Genomic DNA, 16,101 nt, shown 5'->3' with positions numbered 1-16,101 from the left:
GCAGGAATTTATGAAACTCTGGGACAAAGGTATTAGTATCGATAAAAAAATAGAACAGTTTACCGTTGGCAACGACCGGGAAGTGGACTTACACATCGCCAAATATGATGTGCGAGCTTCCATGGCGCATGCTAAAATGCTGCATAACATTGGGATTTTGGATGCTTCGGAATTAGAGCAGTTGCAAACGGGCCTTAAGGTTTTAGCGGAAGACATTTCCGAAGGAACCTTTTACATTGATGCCCAATTTGAAGATGTGCATTCTAAAATTGAGTTCGAACTCACGAAGCAATATGGCGAGGTCGGAAAAAAAATCCATACCGCAAGATCTCGAAACGATCAGGTTTTGGTTGCTTTGCAGTTGTATTATAAGGATAGTTTAAATCTGATTCAGGATAAGACCGAAGCCTTTTTTAACAGCTTGTTAAAGCTCGCCGAAACTCATAAAGAGCAAGTGCTTCCTGGATATACGCATTTGCAAGTGGCGATGCCTTCCTCCTTCGGACTCTGGTTTTCGGCTTATGCTGAGCTGTTGGTCGATGATGTCTATTTACTCAATGCAGCATTTAAGACCGTGGACCAAAATCCCTTAGGTTCTGCTGCTGGCTACGGAAGTTCCTTTAATATTGATCGGGAATTCACAACTAAGGAATTGCAATTTGCTACATTAAAATACAACGTAGTCGCAGCGCAAATGGCTCGCGGAAAAAGCGAACGCACGCTTTCTATGGCATTGGGAAGTTTGTGCAATACACTGTCCCGATTTGCCATGGACATTTGCTTGTATATGAGTCAGAATTTTGGTTTTATCAGTTTTCCAGATGAATTGACCACAGGCAGCAGCATCATGCCACACAAGAAAAACCCTGATGTTTTTGAGCTCATTCGGGGAAAATGCAATAAAATACAAGCGCTTCAAACGGAAATGCTGCTCATTACCAATAATCTTCCGAGTGGCTACCATCGCGATTATCAATTGCTGAAGGAGCACATGATCATTGCTATAAATGATGTGGTTGATATTCTGGATATCTTCGATTATGCCATTCAGCAAATAGAAGTGAAAACCATAGATTTAAATGATGAGAAATACCAATATCTCTTTACAGTAGATAACATCAACACTTTGGTAGAGGAAGGCATGAGCTTTCGAGAGGCTTATCAAATTATCGGCAAGCAAGTACAAGATGGCACCTATGAACCTGATAGGTCAAAACAACATACCCACGCCGGCAGCATTGGGGATTTGTGTTTGGAGCAGATTAAAGCGAAATTCCCAAAACGCGAAAAGCATCCCTAAAGATGCTTTTCTCTTACTACCATTTTAATTGACTAACAATATATTAAATTAAATAATAGTAGATTGTCCCAAGTGGATGTTGGCAAAATTCATGTTGTTATCTTTCGGGTTATTGATAAAATCCTCAATAAAATCACCCACTTTACTCGTCGAGATATGCTCGTATTTGGTGTTGAGGTCTGGCGTGGTAATGTTAAGTTTTAGGGAACGTTCTACGCCTTCACGAATCAATTCTGCTTCTTCAAACAATTTAAAATGATCCAAAAGCATGGCGGCCGATAAAATGGACGCGATAGGATTGGCAATGCCTAAGTTTTTTGCCTGCGGATAAGAGCCGTGAATGGGTTCAAACATCGCGTATTTTTCACCTACTGAAGCAGATGCCAATAAGCCAATGCTTCCGCCAATTACGCTGGCTTCATCACTTATGATGTCGCCAAACATGTTTTCAGTTAAAATCACATCAAACTGTTTCGGGTTCAAGATGATTTGCATTGCTGCATTATCGACAAATAGAAATTCGAGCTTGACGTCTTTGTATTCCGCAGCGATCTCTGTGACAACCTTTCGCCATAAACGTGAGGTTTCCAAAACATTGGCCTTATCAACCAAGGTTACTTTCTGCTTTCTGCTTTGTGCTGCTTTAAAAGCCAAATGGGTTACACGTTCAATTTCTTCACGAGTATAATCGCACAAGTCGGTCGCATGGTTGCCATCGTCACTCAAGGTTTTTTCGCCAAAATAGATGCCGCCAGTCAACTCTCTGTAGATACAAATATCGGTACCCTTGATAATATCTCGTTTCAAAGGGGATTTTGCTAGAAGCGTATCATAAGCTTTTACGGGGCGTACATTTGCAAATAAGCCCAATGCTTTGCGCAATCTCAAAAGCCCTTGCTCCGGACGAATTTTCGCCGAAGGGTCGTTGTCAAATCTCGGGTCGCCTATGGCACCAAATAAAATGGCATCTGTGGATTTGCATAAATCCAAGGTTTTTTTTGGTAAGGGATCGTTGAATTTTTCAATCGCCACTGCACCAACCGATGCGTATTTGAATTGAAAGGAATGGTCAAATTCCTGCGCAATGGCTTTTAGCACCTTAATGGCTTCCTTGGTAACTTCGGGTCCTATGCCATCTCCTGGCAAAACAGCTATTTTTAATTTCATAATTCCTGCGAAGGCAGTCCTGAAAGCTTTCGAAATCATCCTGCCATTTATTATTTTATATTTTAGGTTCCATTTCTATGGAACTCTTTTTCTTTATTTGGTCAAAAATCCAACAGTAAACGCTGCAATTAAGCATCTATTTTCATCGAAATGAATGATTTTTTCAATCATACCTACAAGGTTTTGGAAACCTTGCAGGAGTTTCATTCTTACTACCAACTACCAACTACCAACTACCAACTACCAACTACCTACTACCTACTGAAGACTCCCTTCAAATGCCGCAATCGCTTCTTTTTTACTCAACAGATAATCAATATCGTCATACCCATTGATCATACAGGTCTTTTTATAGGCATCTATTTCAAATGCTTCAGAATGTGCCGTGTCTTCAATAGAAATCGTCTGGTCAATGAGATTTACTTTTATTTTAGTCTTGGCATCATTAAGCACAGTTCCCATTAAAATCTTTAAAAAATCTTCAGAAACTTGTACTGGCAATAAGCCATTGTTGAGTGCATTTCCTTTGAAAATATCTGCAAAAAAACTGGAGACGATAACCTTAAATCCATAATCATTCAAAGCCCAAGCCGCATGTTCCCTACTGGAGCCACAGCCAAAATTATTGCCCGCCACCAAGATGCTACCGGAGTAGTTATCATTGTTTAAAACAAATGTGTCGTTGATGCTTCCATCTGTATCAAAGCGCCAATCCCTAAACGCGTTTTCGCCAAAACCTGTTCTATCTGTGGCTTTTAAAAAACGCGCAGGAATGATCTGGTCGGTATCGACATTCTCGATATCCAATGGTATTGCGGTTGCTGTTAAGGTTGTAAATTTCTTCATCTTGTGCCCGCGAAAGCGGGTATCTTTTTGCCCCTAAATCCCCAAAGGGGACTTTTAATTATAGTTATTTTTTGGCCACGAATACACGAATAAAATAAATTCGTGGCCTGTTTTTTTCAATTCAATTGCTTCGATATATCCACAATCCTGCCTTCCACCGCAGTGGCTGCCGCCATTAAAGGACTAGCCAAAATGGTTCTTGCGCCTTGTCCTTGCCGGCCTTCAAAATTCCTGTTGGAGGTTGAAACGCAATATTCCCCTTGCGGGATCTTATCATCATTCATCGCCAAACAGGCGCTGCATCCTGGTTGTCGCAATTCAAAGCCTGCATCGTCAAATATGGTTTTTAAGCCTTCGGCAATTATTTGAGATTCCACCTGCTTGCTTCCGGGAACCAACCAAGCGGTTACGTTTTGTGCTTTTTGTTTGCCTTTAATGTACTCTGCAGCAACCCTAAAATCTTCGATTCTGGAGTTGGTGCAGCTGCCTATAAACACAAAATTTATAGGTTTGCCAATGAGGCTTTCCCCCTTTTCAAAATTCATGTATTGTAATGATTTTTCAAAAGAGACATCGCTGGTTTCTGGAATGTGACCAGACACTTTGATCCCCATCCCTGGGTTTGTGCCATAGGTAAGCATTGGTTCAATGTCTTCAGCGTCAAAATGATATTCCTTGTCAAAAGTGGCATCAGCATCTGTGGGTAATGTTTTCCAATACGTAATCTTGTTTTGTAGTGTCTCAGCTTTTGGTGCAAATTCGCGTCCAGTGACATAATCGAAAGTGGTTTGGTCTGGTGCAATCATTCCACCTCGAGCGCCCATTTCAATACTCATGTTGCAAACGGTCATGCGACCCTCCATACTCATGTTTTCAAACACATCGCCTGCATATTCACAAAAATAACCGGTGCCTTCATTGGTGCCTATTTTTGCGATGATGTATAAAATCACATCCTTAGCTAAAACCCCTTTTTTCAAATGGCCATTTACAGTTACTCGCAAACTTTTAGGCTTAGTCAATAATAAGCATTGGCTTGCAAAAACCTGCGCCACTTGACTGGTGCCAATACCAAACGCAATGCTGCCAAAAGCCCCATGTGTTGAGGTATGGCTATCACCACAAACAATGGTCATCCCTGGTTGGGTAATGCCCAATTCTGGTGCCATTACATGTACTATTCCGTTGTATTTATGGCCTAAAGCGTAAAGTGTAATGTTATTCTTTTTACAATTTGCTGAAAGCTGCTCCAACTGTTTCCTGGATAATTCATCTTGGATGGGCAGATGTTGATTGATGGTGGGCGTATTATGATCGGCAGTAGCAACAATCTGGTCTGGACGGAATACAGGAATATCCCGGTCTTCCAGTTCCTGAAACGCCTGCGGACTCGTGACCTCATGAATCAAGTGTTTGTCGATATAGAGAATCTGAGGACCGTTTGCTATCGTATCCACCACGTGTGCATCCCAAACTTTATCAAATAGTGTTTTTTTAGTCATAGATTTTGTAACAAAATTCTTGAAAGTTATGCTGAAATGATCTGTTGATACACCTTACTGCTTTCAATGATGTGGTGGATATCGTTATCATCAATTTCCTTTTTCTCATCTGCAAAATGAAGGAAATTGGCGTAAACATCATCCAACTGAAGTTTGGTCAAATCATAACCCACATTTTTGGCTCTATAGGCCAATGCTGCACGTCCACTTCTGGCGGTCAATACAATGGCAGAATCGGTGACGCCAACATCTTTTGGGTCAATGATTTCATACGTATTCTTATTTTTTATCATCCCATCTTGATGAATGCCCGAGCTGTGTGCAAAAGCGTTGGCACCAACAATGGCCTTATTCGGTTGGGTGTAAATGCCCATGCTTTCACTAACCAATTGGCTTAGTGCATATAAATGTCTTGTGTTGATGGAGGTGTCTAGATTGAGGTAAGGGTGTTGCTTCAAAATCATGACTACTTCCTCTAAGGCGGTATTACCCGCACGTTCGCCAATCCCGTTGATGGTGCATTCAATTTGACGTGCGCCATTGATCACGCCTTCTATTGAATTTGCTGTGGCAAGCCCCAAATCGTTATGGCAATGACAGGACAATATCGCCTTTTCAATGCCCTTGACATTTTCCATGAGGTATTTCATTTTAGCGCCATATTCATTGGGCAAGCAATAGCCAGTGGTATCAGGGATATTCAACACCGTAGCACCAGCTTTTATGGCCGCTTCGCAAATGCGTGCTAAAAAGGCATTATCTGTTCTACCGGCATCTTCGGCGTAAAATTCTACATCTTCCACAAAGGTTTTAGCATACTTTACCGCTTCATAAGCACGTTCTAGAATCTTGTCCTGGGTAGAGTTGAATTTATATTTGATGTGGGAGTCTGAGGTGCCAATTCCCGTATGGATTCTAGGTGTTTTGGCATATTTTAAAGCTTCCGCGGCAACCTTGATATCGTTTTCCACGGCTCTTGTCAATCCGCAAACGGTAGCGTTTTTTATCAATTTCGAGATTTCGGAAACCGATTTAAAATCGCCAGGGCTTGAAACGGGAAAACCAGCTTCTATCACATTTACACCCAAAAAATCGAGTTTTTCTGCAATGACCAGTTTTTGCTTGGTATTCAGTTTACAACCTGGCACTTGCTCGCCATCTCTTAGGGTAGTGTCAAAAATTTGGATGTTATTATCAGACATTTATCAACTTTTATTTTCGTGTTAGCTAACGAATTTATACTTTGGATACTTGTTTTTCAGGGGATTCGCAGTAAGTTTACGACGTTCAGTGGAAATAACAATTCTCAATAAATTGATATTCAGTATTATAACTCGTTTTTTGCTAGATGACTAAGGACCAAAAGGATAATCTATTTTTACTTGTTAAATCATTGACCAAGTCTGAAAAACGTCAATTCAAGCTTTATGTGGGGCGTTTGGATGTGAATCAGGATTCTAAATTCTTGAATCTGTTCAATGTTTTGGATAAGGCTTCGGTGTATGATGAGACTGCTATTTTAAAGACCAAGATCGTCAAGAAACAACAGCTGGCAAATGTCAAGGCGCATTTATATAAACAGATTTTGATCAGTTTAAAACTGAATCCCTCGCATCAAAATATCCGCTCCCAAATAAGGGAACAATTGGATTTTGCATCCATTCTATACCATAAAGGGCTTTACAAGCAAAGTCTTAAGATTTTAGATAAATCGAAGGAAGTCGCACTGCAGCATGAAGAGAAAAACTTAGCCTATGAAATCGTCGAACTCGAGAAAATTATCGAGTCCCAGTACATTACCCGAAGCATAAGTACCAGGGCAGATGAGCTTGCGGTGCAGGCAAAAGAGATCAGTTCGCTCAATGTGATTGCAAGTAAATTGTCCAATTTGTCCTTGCAATTGTACAGTGTTATCCTCAAAACAGGTTACGTGAAAAATGAGGATGAAAGTAGAATGGTAACCAGTTATTTTAAGGAGCGTTTGCCAAAATACAACATTCAGGAATTGGGTTTCCGCGAAAAATTATGGCTGTACAATGCCAATTTATGGTACAGTTTCTTGATGCAGGATTTTCTGAACTGTTACAAATACGCCTCTAAATGGGTAGAATTGTTCAATGAGCATCCCAACATGCTTAGGCTCAACCCAGTGTTTCTTCTGAAGGGTCACAATTATTTATTGGAAGCACTTTTTTATGTTCAGAATAAGGAAAAATTCCAGAATGCCTTGTTGAAATTTCAAATCATTACTTCGGAAAAAAGCTTTCCGAAGGATGAAAACGTTCAGGCACTTACTTTCTTGTACCTCAATATCAACTCCATAAATCTTTATTTTATTGACGGAAGCTTTGATGATGGTCTAAAAATCATTCCGAAGATTGAAAAGGAACTCCAAAATTTTAAGGACCGCTTAGACGAGCATCACTTGATGATCTTCTATTACAAATTTGCAAGCATGCATTTTGGGGCGGGCAATAATAAAGAGTGTATTTTTTATCTGGATAAAATAATTAGCAATAAATCCTTGTTGATGCGTGAGGACTTACAATGCTTTGCTCGTGTGCTCAATTTGGTAGCGCATTATGAGGCTGGCTTGGATTATCACATCGAGACCCTGTTGAGAAGCACGTACAAATTCTTGCTAAAAATCAACGATCTGTATGAGGTTCAAAAAGAGATGATAAAATTCATTAGAGGTTTGCAGGACATTTATCCGCAAGACATCAAAAAGGCTTTTATCGGCTTGCATGCCACGCTGAAAACTTATGAAGACCATCCCTACGAACGTCGTGCCTTTCTATATTTGGATATTATTTCATGGCTGGAAAGTAAGATTCAAAATAAGCCAGTAGGCCAAATTATTAGGGAAAAATTTCATGCTAAAAATAAGATTTGAATGCATTTCTAGGGGTACAAGCGCTTCTGTATTAGGACTCAAAGCGTGTTCTTGATACAATCATAATTTCATTGATGACTGCTGCTCAAGGATGACATTCATAAAATCTGATGATTTCATGAATGTCATAATTTGGGCGCCAAATTTTAATAATCTTTAAATCCCTCCAGAGGGTTTTATTCCCCGAGGCTTGCCTCGAAATACAAAGAACATTTTTCAATTCATACCTTGTGGGCTTGCCCCGAGGTAATGGATTTTTTAAAAAAAAGTATCTATAAATTTGGAATTCTAACTTTTGTATTGCAATATTTGTATTCACAAAGTTCAAACACTTACTGAAATGTTATCAAGAAAGGCCGAGGGATTAGACCCGTTGAAGCCTTAGCAACCCTTTGAATTCATCAAAGAAGGTGCTACATTCTACTAATAAACGCGATTCATTTATCGGGTGTTAGATAGATAACCACACGTAATTACCCATCTGTAATTACTTTTTTCTTATAACATTTTTCTGGTTTGTCTTAATTATTAATTAAGTAATTCGCCATTCTGGCGTTTCTAAAACAAGAAAAATGAGTACACAAAAATTCGCAACCAAAGCGTTGCATGCAGGCCACGACGTAAGTCAAAACGGAGGTACAAGGGCAGTACCAATTTACCAAACCACTTCTTATGTATTTGACAATTCGGACGATGCTGCGGGTCGATTCAACCTTTCCGTTCCCGGTTACATTTACACAAGACTCAACAACCCAACCAACGATGTTCTCGAGCAGCGTTTAGCGGCGCTAGAAGGTGGCATTGCCGCTGTCGTTACCGCCTCAGGAGCATCAGCAATTTCCACAACCTTATTGACTTTGCTTAGGGCTGGCGACCATATTGTCGCTTCCAGCAGTCTCTATGGCGGCACTTACAATTTGTTGAGTGTGACCTTGCCAAGACATGGGGTTACCACCACATTTGTGGATGCCTCAGACCCTGAAAATTTTAATAAGGCCGCCAAGGAAAATACCCGTGCTTTTTTCGTGGAATCCTTAGGTAATCCAAAATTGGATGTCTTGGACCTTGAAAAAATTTCCAAGGCAGCCAAAGCGCATAAAGTGCCATTTATTGTTGATAATACGGTGGCAACACCTTATTTGACCAATCCCATTGCACACGGTGCGAATATCGTGATTCACTCACTAACCAAATACATCAGCGGCAACGGCACCTCTCTAGGTGGTGCCATTATCGACGCGGGGACTTTTGACTGGGCCAACGGAAAATTCCCTGAATTCACAGAGCCTTCCGCCGGATATCACGGTCTGGTTTACAGCGAGGCCATTGGCGATGCGGCGTTTATTGCCAAATTGAGAATTGAAGGGCTACGCGATTATGGCGCAGCTTTGAGTCCGTTTAATGCGTTTCAAATCATTCAAGGTTTGGAAACTTTGGAAATCCGTATCAAAAAACACAGCGAAAATGCGTTGGCCCTCGCCAAATGGTTGGAGCAGCAAGACGAAGTTGAATGGGTCAATTATCCAGGATTGGAATCTAGTGCTTACAAAGCTCTGGCAGAAAAATACTTGCCTGAGGGCCAGAGTGGCATCGTCACGTTTGGTGCCAAGGGTGGTTTCGAATCGGCTAAAAAAATTGCAGATACTACGAAAATCTTTTCCTTGTTGGCGAACATTGGCGACACAAAATCCCTGATCATCCATCCTGCCAGCACCACACACCAACAATTGAGCGATGAAGCGCAAGAAGGGGCGGGTGTGACCAAGGATTTGGTAAGACTATCTGTAGGCATCGAGAATATCGACGATTTGAAGGCCGATTTGAAAGCTGCCTTTGCCCATATCGACAAAAAAGTCCTGGCCTAAAACAGGCATTTCAAGTTTTACTAAAAGTTGCCCCAGCAAACTGCAAATTACTGCGGTTTGCTTTGGCGTAACTGATATACTGCATTAGATTATGAAACAAGCATGTTCAAATTTTCAAACCCTTTGCGGAATGATTGATAGCGAACTGCAAGTGACTGCCTGCCGGTGTATCCATAAAACATAACATATAAACAAATGAAAGATTTAAAATATATCGAACTTAAGGATTTCACGACCAACAGCGGCTTTAAGTCCAACATTCACTTGTCTTATCACAGCTTCGGTAAAGTCTTGAACACTGCGCCGATTGTTTTGGTTAACCACGCACTTACAGGTAATTCTACAGTTTGTGGCAATGAAGGCTGGTGGACCGACCTTATTGGAAAGGACAAATGCATCGATACCCAGGATTATACAGTTTTGGCCTTTGACATTCCAGGAAACGGCTATGACGGGAATCCATCGCACCTTATAGAAAATTACAAAGCCTTTACGGCTGTTGATATTGCCCGGATTTTTTCCGAAGCGATTGACCAATTGCAAATCAAGACCTTGTTTGCGGTTATTGGCGGTTCTGTGGGTGGTGGTATCGCTTGGGAGTTGGCTGCCATTCGTCCAAAATTGATAGAACACCTCATTCCTATTGCGACCGATTGGAAAGCGACCGATTGGGTCATTGCAAATTGCCATATTCAGGATAGTATTTTGAACAATTCCAACAACCCTTTGTTTGATGCGCGATTGCATGCCATGACTTTATACCGCACGCCAGAATCCTTTACCCAAAAATTTAAAAGAACCGAACGCGAAAAAGGCTTTTTTAATGTGGAAAGTTGGTTGAGCCATCACGGCACGGTTTTGAATAAGCGTTTTCAGGTTTCGGCCTATAAATTGATGAACCAGATTTTGCGAACCATTGATATTACGCAAGGCGATAATGCGCGTTTTTTGGAAATCGCCTCTAAAATTGAGTCGAACATCCATTTAGTGACCATTAATTCCGATTTGTTTTTCAAGTCTGAAGAGAACTGGAATACCTATGTAGAACTCAAATCGGTTAAGGATAACGTGAGCATTTCTGAAATTAAATCCTTGCACGGGCATGATGCTTTTTTGATAGAATTTAACCAATTGGCAAAATTTTTAAAACCTATTTTCAAAAAAAAGCAGCAAACCAATCAGTTTGAAGTCCATGTTGAAGCTCTAAAAACCGCATAGTTTGAAACATTTCGAAACCGAAGCCATAAGAACACAAACCGAGCGTTCCCAGTTTCAGGAGCATTCGACGCCTTTGTATCTAACCTCGAGCTTCGTTTTTGAGGATGCGGAAGACATGCGCGCTTCTTTTGCTGAAGAAAAACAACGCAACATTTACAGCCGATTTATAAACCCCAATACTTCGGAATTTGTGGAGAAAATCTGCAAAATGGAACAAGCCGAAGCGGGATATGCTTTTGCTACTGGCATGTCTGCGGTTTTTTCAACCTTCGCGGCCTTATTGAATGCAGGCGACCACATTGTTTCTGCCCGAAGCGTTTTTGGTTCTACGCATGGCTTATTTACCAAATTTCTTCCGAAGTGGAATATTGAGACCAGTTATTTCAATGTCAATAAAATAGATACGATTGAAGGTTTGATTCAGCCAAACACCAAAATCCTTTATGCGGAGAGTCCAACAAATCCCGCTGTGGACATTCTGGATTTGGAACATTTGGGCGCGATTGCCAAAAAACACAAGTTGTTATTGGTCATCGATAATTGTTTTGCCACCCCTTATTTACAACAGCCCATTAAATTTGGAGCCGATTTGGTCATCCATTCTGCCACGAAGTTAATCGATGGGCAAGGTAGAGTGCTTGGCGGTGTTACTGTTGGTCGTGCCGATTTGATTCGGGAAATCTATCTGTTTTCCAGAAACACAGGGCCTGCATTGTCGCCATTCAATGCTTGGGTACTTTCCAAAAGTTTAGAGACCTTGGCGGTTCGGGTGGATAAGCATTGCGAAAATGCTTTGAAAGTGGCTGAGTATCTCGAAACTCAGGATAAAGTCAAGCTCGTGAAATACCCCTTTTTAAAATCGCATCCAAAATATGAAATCGCCAAAAAGCAGATGAAATTGGGCGGAAACGTTGTGGCTTTTGAGCTGAAAGGAGGCGTGGAAACTGGGCGTAATTTTTTAAATAAACTCGAGATGTGCTCGCTGTCAGCAAATTTGGGCGACACCCGAACCATTGTAACACATCCAGCCTCAACCACCCACAGTAAATTGAGCGAGGAAGAATTGTTGGAAGTAGGGATTTCTGGCGGCATGGTTCGTATTTCAGTTGGGCTGGAACATGTAGAAGATGTGATTGCCGATTTGAAACAAGCTTTGGAACAGTAAACATAAAATAAAAAGTAGCTACGGAAGGCTAAAAAGTCTATTTGAAACTACGCAGGAAATTGAGACCTTTCGGTTCCGAAAGCTTTCGGGACTGAAAGGTCTGGCACACTCAATTTGTTAAAATTAAAAATGTTTACAAGACATAATGCAATCCGAAACCTTGAAAAATTCAAACTTAACTTATAGTAGCTTCGGAAGGCTATAAACTTCATTCGATACCTATATATATGACTAACATAAAAGAAGAACTTAAAAAACGGATTTTAGTGCTCGATGGTGCCATGGGGACTATGTTGCAGCGCTATAATTTTTCCGAAGACCATTTTAGGGGCGAACGTTTCAAGGCGTATCCGAGCTCGCTTAAAGGAAACAACGATTTATTGTCCTTGACCCAACCGCAAGCCATTGCCGACATTCATCGCAAATATTTTGAAGCAGGCGCCGATATTGTGGAGACCAACACTTTTTCTGGCACCACCATCGCGATGGCAGACTATAACATGGAAGGTTTAGTGTACGAGCTCAATTATGAGTCCGCCAAAATCGCTAAAAAAGTAGCCAGTGAATTTACAAATGCTAATCCGCAAAAACCTCGTTTTGTCGCCGGCAGTATCGGCCCCACCAATAAGACCGCAAGTATGTCGCCAGATGTCAACCGGCCAGAATATCGCGCGGTCACGTTTAACGAATTGCGCGTGGCATACAAACAACAAGTGGAAGCTTTGATTGATGGTGGTGTGGATTTGCTTTTGGTGGAAACCATTTTCGATACGCTCAACGCCAAGGCGGCTTTGTTCGCTATTGAAGAAGTCAAGGAAGAGCGCCAAATCGATATCCCAATCATGGTTTCCGGCACCATTACCGATGCTTCGGGGAGAACACTTTCTGGTCAAACGGTTGAAGCTTTTTTGACCTCGGTCTCACACATACCATTGTTGAGCGTTGGTTTTAATTGCGCTTTGGGCGCCGAGCAATTGCAACCTTATTTGGAGCGCTTATCTCGAGAAACCGATTTTTATACCTCGGCGCATCCCAATGCTGGCTTGCCAAACGCCTTTGGGGAATACGACGAATCGCCAGAAGAAATGAAGGCTTTTATTGAATCTTATTTAAAGGAAAATTTAGTGAATATCATTGGCGGTTGCTGCGGAACAAATCCGGAGCACATCAAAGCTATTGCTGAAGTTGCTGCCAATTATCCACCACGAGTACCAGCCCTAGTCTCTTCCCATTTGGAAGGGACTTTTTAATGATTGAAAGATGATGTTAGAAGAAGATGCCATAAAAACTAAAGTAGATGTTGCAGGTTTGCGAGAGACTGCGGTGCAAAAATACTTGACCCTTTCGGGTCTGGAGCCTTTGGTGGTCACTCCAGAATCCAACTTCATAAACGTTGGAGAGCGCACCAATGTCACGGGTTCAAAAAAATTTCTTAGGCTCATCAAAGCCGATAATTACGATGAGGCCTTATCGGTCGCCAGAGACCAAGTGGAAGGCGGTGCCCAGATTCTCGATGTGAATATGGACGAAGGCATGCTGGATGGCAAAGAGGCAATGGTCAAATTTTTGAATTTGATTGCTTCAGAACCCGATATTGCCAGAATCCCACTAATGATTGATAGCTCTAAATGGGAGATTATCGAAGCTGGTTTGCAGGTGGCTCAGGGTAAATGTGTGGTCAATTCCATAAGTTTAAAGGAAGGCGAAACAGAATTCAAACGCCAAGCCACTTTGGTCAAACGTTATGGAGCCGCGGTGATTGTGATGGCCTTTGATGAGAATGGACAAGCCGATACTTACCAAAGACGTATTGATATATGCAAGCGTTCTTATGATATCTTGGTCAATGAGGTGCATTTTGCCCCCCAAGATATTATCTTCGACCCCAATATTTTTCCAGTCGCCACAGGGATGGATGAGCATCGTTTGAATGCGCTCGATTTCTTCAAGGCCACAAAATGGATTCGTAAAAATTTGCCTTATGCCAATGTTTCAGGAGGGGTGAGTAATGTGTCGTTTTCCTTCCGAGGAAATACCGTGGTGCGGGAAGCGATTAATTCAGCATTTTTATATCATGCGATTCAGCATGGGATGAATTTAGGAATCGTGAATCCAGCCATGTTGGAGGTTTATGATGAAATTCCCAAGGATTTATTGCAGTTGGTGGAAGATGTGTTATTTGATAGAGGCGAGGAGGCCACGCAGAAGTTGTTGGATTTCGCGGAAGAATTGATGGATGCGCCTGTAGGGACAGGTCGCGACCTGTCCGTACGCGCATCGGCGGGCGGATTTGGGCGCGTGGGCGGGCGGGCATCCGGGCGCAATGCCGATCGCATGCAATTGGCAAATGCATGGCGCGATGCATCATTGCAGGAGCGCATTTCGCATGCCTTGGTAAAAGGCATTGATGGATTTATTATTGAGGATGTTGAGGAGGCAAGATTGGCCAGCGGTAAGCCTATTGAGGTTATTGAAGGCAATTTGATGATTGGGATGAATGTGGTTGGCGATTTGTTTGGGAGTGGGAAAATGTTTCTTCCGCAGGTGGTTAAATCGGCACGAGTGATGAAAAAAGCAGTGGCTTATTTGCAGCCTTTTATCGAAGCCGAAAAAGGGGGCAAGCAAGAATTCGCTGGCAAGATTTTAATGGCTACCGTAAAAGGCGATGTGCATGATATTGGTAAAAATATCGTGAGCGTGGTCTTAGGTTGTAATAATTATGAGATTATAGATTTGGGCGTGATGGTGCCACCAGAAAAAATTGTGGAAACCGCAATCCGCGAGAATGTGGATATTATTGGGCTTAGCGGATTGATAACACCTTCGCTCGACGAGATGGTTTATGTCTCAAAATCCTTAGAGAAACAAGGTTTTAAAATCCCATTGATTATTGGTGGCGCAACAACTTCTCGAGCACATACCTCTGTAAAAATTGCGCCCAATTATAGCAATACGGTGGTGCATATCAATGATGCCTCGCGAGCAGTAACCGTAGTTGGCGATTTATTGAACAAGAATAATAAGGTTTACAAGGAGCAAATCAGGGAAGAGTATGATAAATTCCGCGAGCAATTTTTAAAGCGTGGCAAAAAGAAAGATTACAGAACGATTGAAGATGCACGAAAACGCAAGTTTGAGATTGATTGGAATACTTCGGAATTGATAAAGCCCAAACATTTAGGCATTCAGGTTCTTGAGGATTTTGATTTGAAAAAATTGGAGGAGTTTATCGATTGGAGTCCGTTTTTTAGAAGTTGGGACCTCCACGGAAAATATCCAGATATTCTGGAAGATGAGGTCGTTGGGGAACAGGCAGTGGAGCTTTTTAAGGACGCCAAAGTTTTGCTGAATCGTATTTTTGATGAGGAATTATTAGAGGCAAAAGCCATTTTCGGACTCTTCGCCGCGAACAGCATCAACGATGACGATATTGAGGTTTATGGTCAAGATGGCAAGCACGACGTTAGGTTTTTAACCCTGAGACAGCAGTTGCAAAAGCGTGATGGCGTCCCCAATATTGCATTGGCAGATTTTATTGCGCCTAAATCTTCTGGAAAGGAAGACTACATGGGTTGTTTCTGTGTGACCACAGGATTTGGTTGTGAAGCGCTGGCCAAGGAGTTTCAAACGAATCTTGACGATTATAATTCCATAATGATAAAAGCCTTGGCCGACCGTTTGGCGGAAGCCTTTGCGGAATACCTCCATAAAGAAGTAAGAACAAACCATTGGGGCTATGCCAAAAACGAAAGTTTGAGCAATGCCGATTTGATAAAGGAAAGTTACAAAGGCATTCGCCCAGCACCCGGTTATCCTGCCTGCCCAGACCATTTGGAGAAATCTACCATTTGGAAACTGCTCAATGTGGAAGAACGTATCGGTGTGAAATTAACAGAGAGTCTCGCCATGTGGCCATCGGCAAGTGTGAGCGGGTATTATTTCGGGAATCCGGAAGCGAAATATTTTGGCTTGGGAAAAATAACCGATGACCAATTGAAGGATTATGCGAAACGACGAGGGATTTCAAATGAGGAGGCCGAGAAATGGTTGAGTCCGAATTTGGCGACGTAGGGACAAGTCGCGTACGGACAAGTCGCGACTTGTCCGTACTACGCCCAAAAAAAATCAAAATAAGATAAAAA

The 16,101-nt window shown here is 41.8% G+C and carries 11 protein-coding genes and 1 riboswitch; of the genes, 7 read left to right on the top strand and 4 right to left on the bottom strand.

Going from position 1 to position 16,101, the window contains the following annotated elements:
- The first annotated feature begins 10 nt into the window (after positions 1-10).
- Complete coding sequence (argH, locus tag ESY88_RS00530; RefSeq protein ID WP_147084899.1) at positions 11-1,300, top strand: argininosuccinate lyase; 1,290 nt, start codon at positions 11-13, stop codon at positions 1,298-1,300.
- 48 nt (positions 1,301-1,348) lie between these two features.
- On the opposite strand, the gene leuB is transcribed toward argH, so the two are convergent.
- From leuB to ESY88_RS00510, 4 genes are all read right to left on the bottom strand, one after another.
- On the bottom strand, positions 1,349-2,467 hold the full coding sequence (gene leuB, locus ESY88_RS00525; RefSeq protein ID WP_147084898.1) for a 3-isopropylmalate dehydrogenase: 1,119 nt from the start codon (positions 2,465-2,467) through the stop codon (positions 1,349-1,351).
- A gap of 258 nt (positions 2,468-2,725) precedes the next feature.
- A complete protein-coding gene (gene leuD / locus ESY88_RS00520) occupies positions 2,726-3,313 on the bottom strand; it encodes a 3-isopropylmalate dehydratase small subunit (protein WP_147084897.1) in 588 nt (195 codons plus the stop codon).
- A 116-nt stretch (positions 3,314-3,429) separates the two neighbouring features.
- Positions 3,430-4,815, bottom strand: a complete 1,386-nt coding sequence (gene leuC, locus ESY88_RS00515; RefSeq protein WP_147084896.1) for a 3-isopropylmalate dehydratase large subunit — start codon at positions 4,813-4,815, stop codon at positions 3,430-3,432.
- 26 nt (positions 4,816-4,841) lie between these two features.
- The gene (locus ESY88_RS00510) at positions 4,842-6,017 is read right to left on the bottom strand and encodes a 2-isopropylmalate synthase (protein WP_147084895.1); all 1,176 of its coding nucleotides are present in this window, start codon (positions 6,015-6,017) and stop codon (positions 4,842-4,844) included.
- Between the two features lie 146 nt (positions 6,018-6,163).
- Here ESY88_RS00510 and ESY88_RS00505 point away from each other — a divergent pair, with 146 nt between their 5' ends.
- The 6 genes from ESY88_RS00505 (at position 6,164) to ESY88_RS00480 (ending at position 16,030) form a co-directional block, all read left to right on the top strand.
- Complete coding sequence (locus ESY88_RS00505; RefSeq protein WP_147084894.1) at positions 6,164-7,711, top strand: hypothetical protein; 1,548 nt, start codon at positions 6,164-6,166, stop codon at positions 7,709-7,711.
- A 340-nt stretch (positions 7,712-8,051) separates the two neighbouring features.
- Positions 8,052-8,177: riboswitch (SAM riboswitch) on the top strand.
- Between the two features lie 106 nt (positions 8,178-8,283).
- Entirely contained in the window at positions 8,284-9,576 is a 1,293-nt protein-coding gene (locus ESY88_RS00500; RefSeq protein ID WP_147084893.1) for an O-acetylhomoserine aminocarboxypropyltransferase/cysteine synthase family protein, read from the top strand.
- 195 nt (positions 9,577-9,771) lie between these two features.
- On the top strand, positions 9,772-10,794 hold the full coding sequence (locus ESY88_RS00495; RefSeq protein WP_147084892.1) for an alpha/beta fold hydrolase: 1,023 nt from the start codon (positions 9,772-9,774) through the stop codon (positions 10,792-10,794).
- 1 nt (position 10,795) lies between these two features.
- Positions 10,796-11,959, top strand: a complete 1,164-nt coding sequence (locus tag ESY88_RS00490) for a trans-sulfuration enzyme family protein (protein WP_147084891.1) — start codon at positions 10,796-10,798, stop codon at positions 11,957-11,959.
- A 227-nt stretch (positions 11,960-12,186) separates the two neighbouring features.
- Positions 12,187-13,209 carry a homocysteine S-methyltransferase family protein gene (locus tag ESY88_RS00485; protein WP_147084890.1) on the top strand — a complete coding sequence of 341 codons (1,023 nt, stop codon included), beginning with the start codon at positions 12,187-12,189 and terminating at the stop codon, positions 13,207-13,209.
- A gap of 13 nt (positions 13,210-13,222) precedes the next feature.
- Entirely contained in the window at positions 13,223-16,030 is a 2,808-nt protein-coding gene (locus ESY88_RS00480; RefSeq protein ID WP_147085064.1) for a vitamin B12 dependent-methionine synthase activation domain-containing protein, read from the top strand.
- The last annotated feature ends 71 nt before the right edge of the window (positions 16,031-16,101 follow it).

This window comes from Subsaximicrobium wynnwilliamsii (genome assembly GCF_007997225.1).
Lineage (GTDB): Bacteria > Bacteroidota > Bacteroidia > Flavobacteriales > Flavobacteriaceae > Psychroserpens > Psychroserpens wynnwilliamsii.
This window is presented reverse-complemented; position numbering and strand designations above follow the sequence as displayed.

Coding starts and splice junctions, on each gene's coding strand:
- argH (WP_147084899.1), top strand. CDS start 11: ATGAAACTCTGGGACAAAGGTATTAGTATCGATAAAAAAATAGAACAG.
- leuB (WP_147084898.1), bottom strand. CDS start 2,467: ATGAAATTAAAAATAGCTGTTTTGCCAGGAGATGGCATAGGACCCGAA.
- leuD (WP_147084897.1), bottom strand. CDS start 3,313: ATGAAGAAATTTACAACCTTAACAGCAACCGCAATACCATTGGATATC.
- leuC (WP_147084896.1), bottom strand. CDS start 4,815: ATGACTAAAAAAACACTATTTGATAAAGTTTGGGATGCACACGTGGTG.
- ESY88_RS00510 (WP_147084895.1), bottom strand. CDS start 6,017: ATGTCTGATAATAACATCCAAATTTTTGACACTACCCTAAGAGATGGC.
- ESY88_RS00505 (WP_147084894.1), top strand. CDS start 6,164: ATGACTAAGGACCAAAAGGATAATCTATTTTTACTTGTTAAATCATTG.
- ESY88_RS00500 (WP_147084893.1), top strand. CDS start 8,284: ATGAGTACACAAAAATTCGCAACCAAAGCGTTGCATGCAGGCCACGAC.
- ESY88_RS00495 (WP_147084892.1), top strand. CDS start 9,772: ATGAAAGATTTAAAATATATCGAACTTAAGGATTTCACGACCAACAGC.
- ESY88_RS00485 (WP_147084890.1), top strand. CDS start 12,187: ATGACTAACATAAAAGAAGAACTTAAAAAACGGATTTTAGTGCTCGAT.
- ESY88_RS00480 (WP_147085064.1), top strand. CDS start 13,223: ATGTTAGAAGAAGATGCCATAAAAACTAAAGTAGATGTTGCAGGTTTG.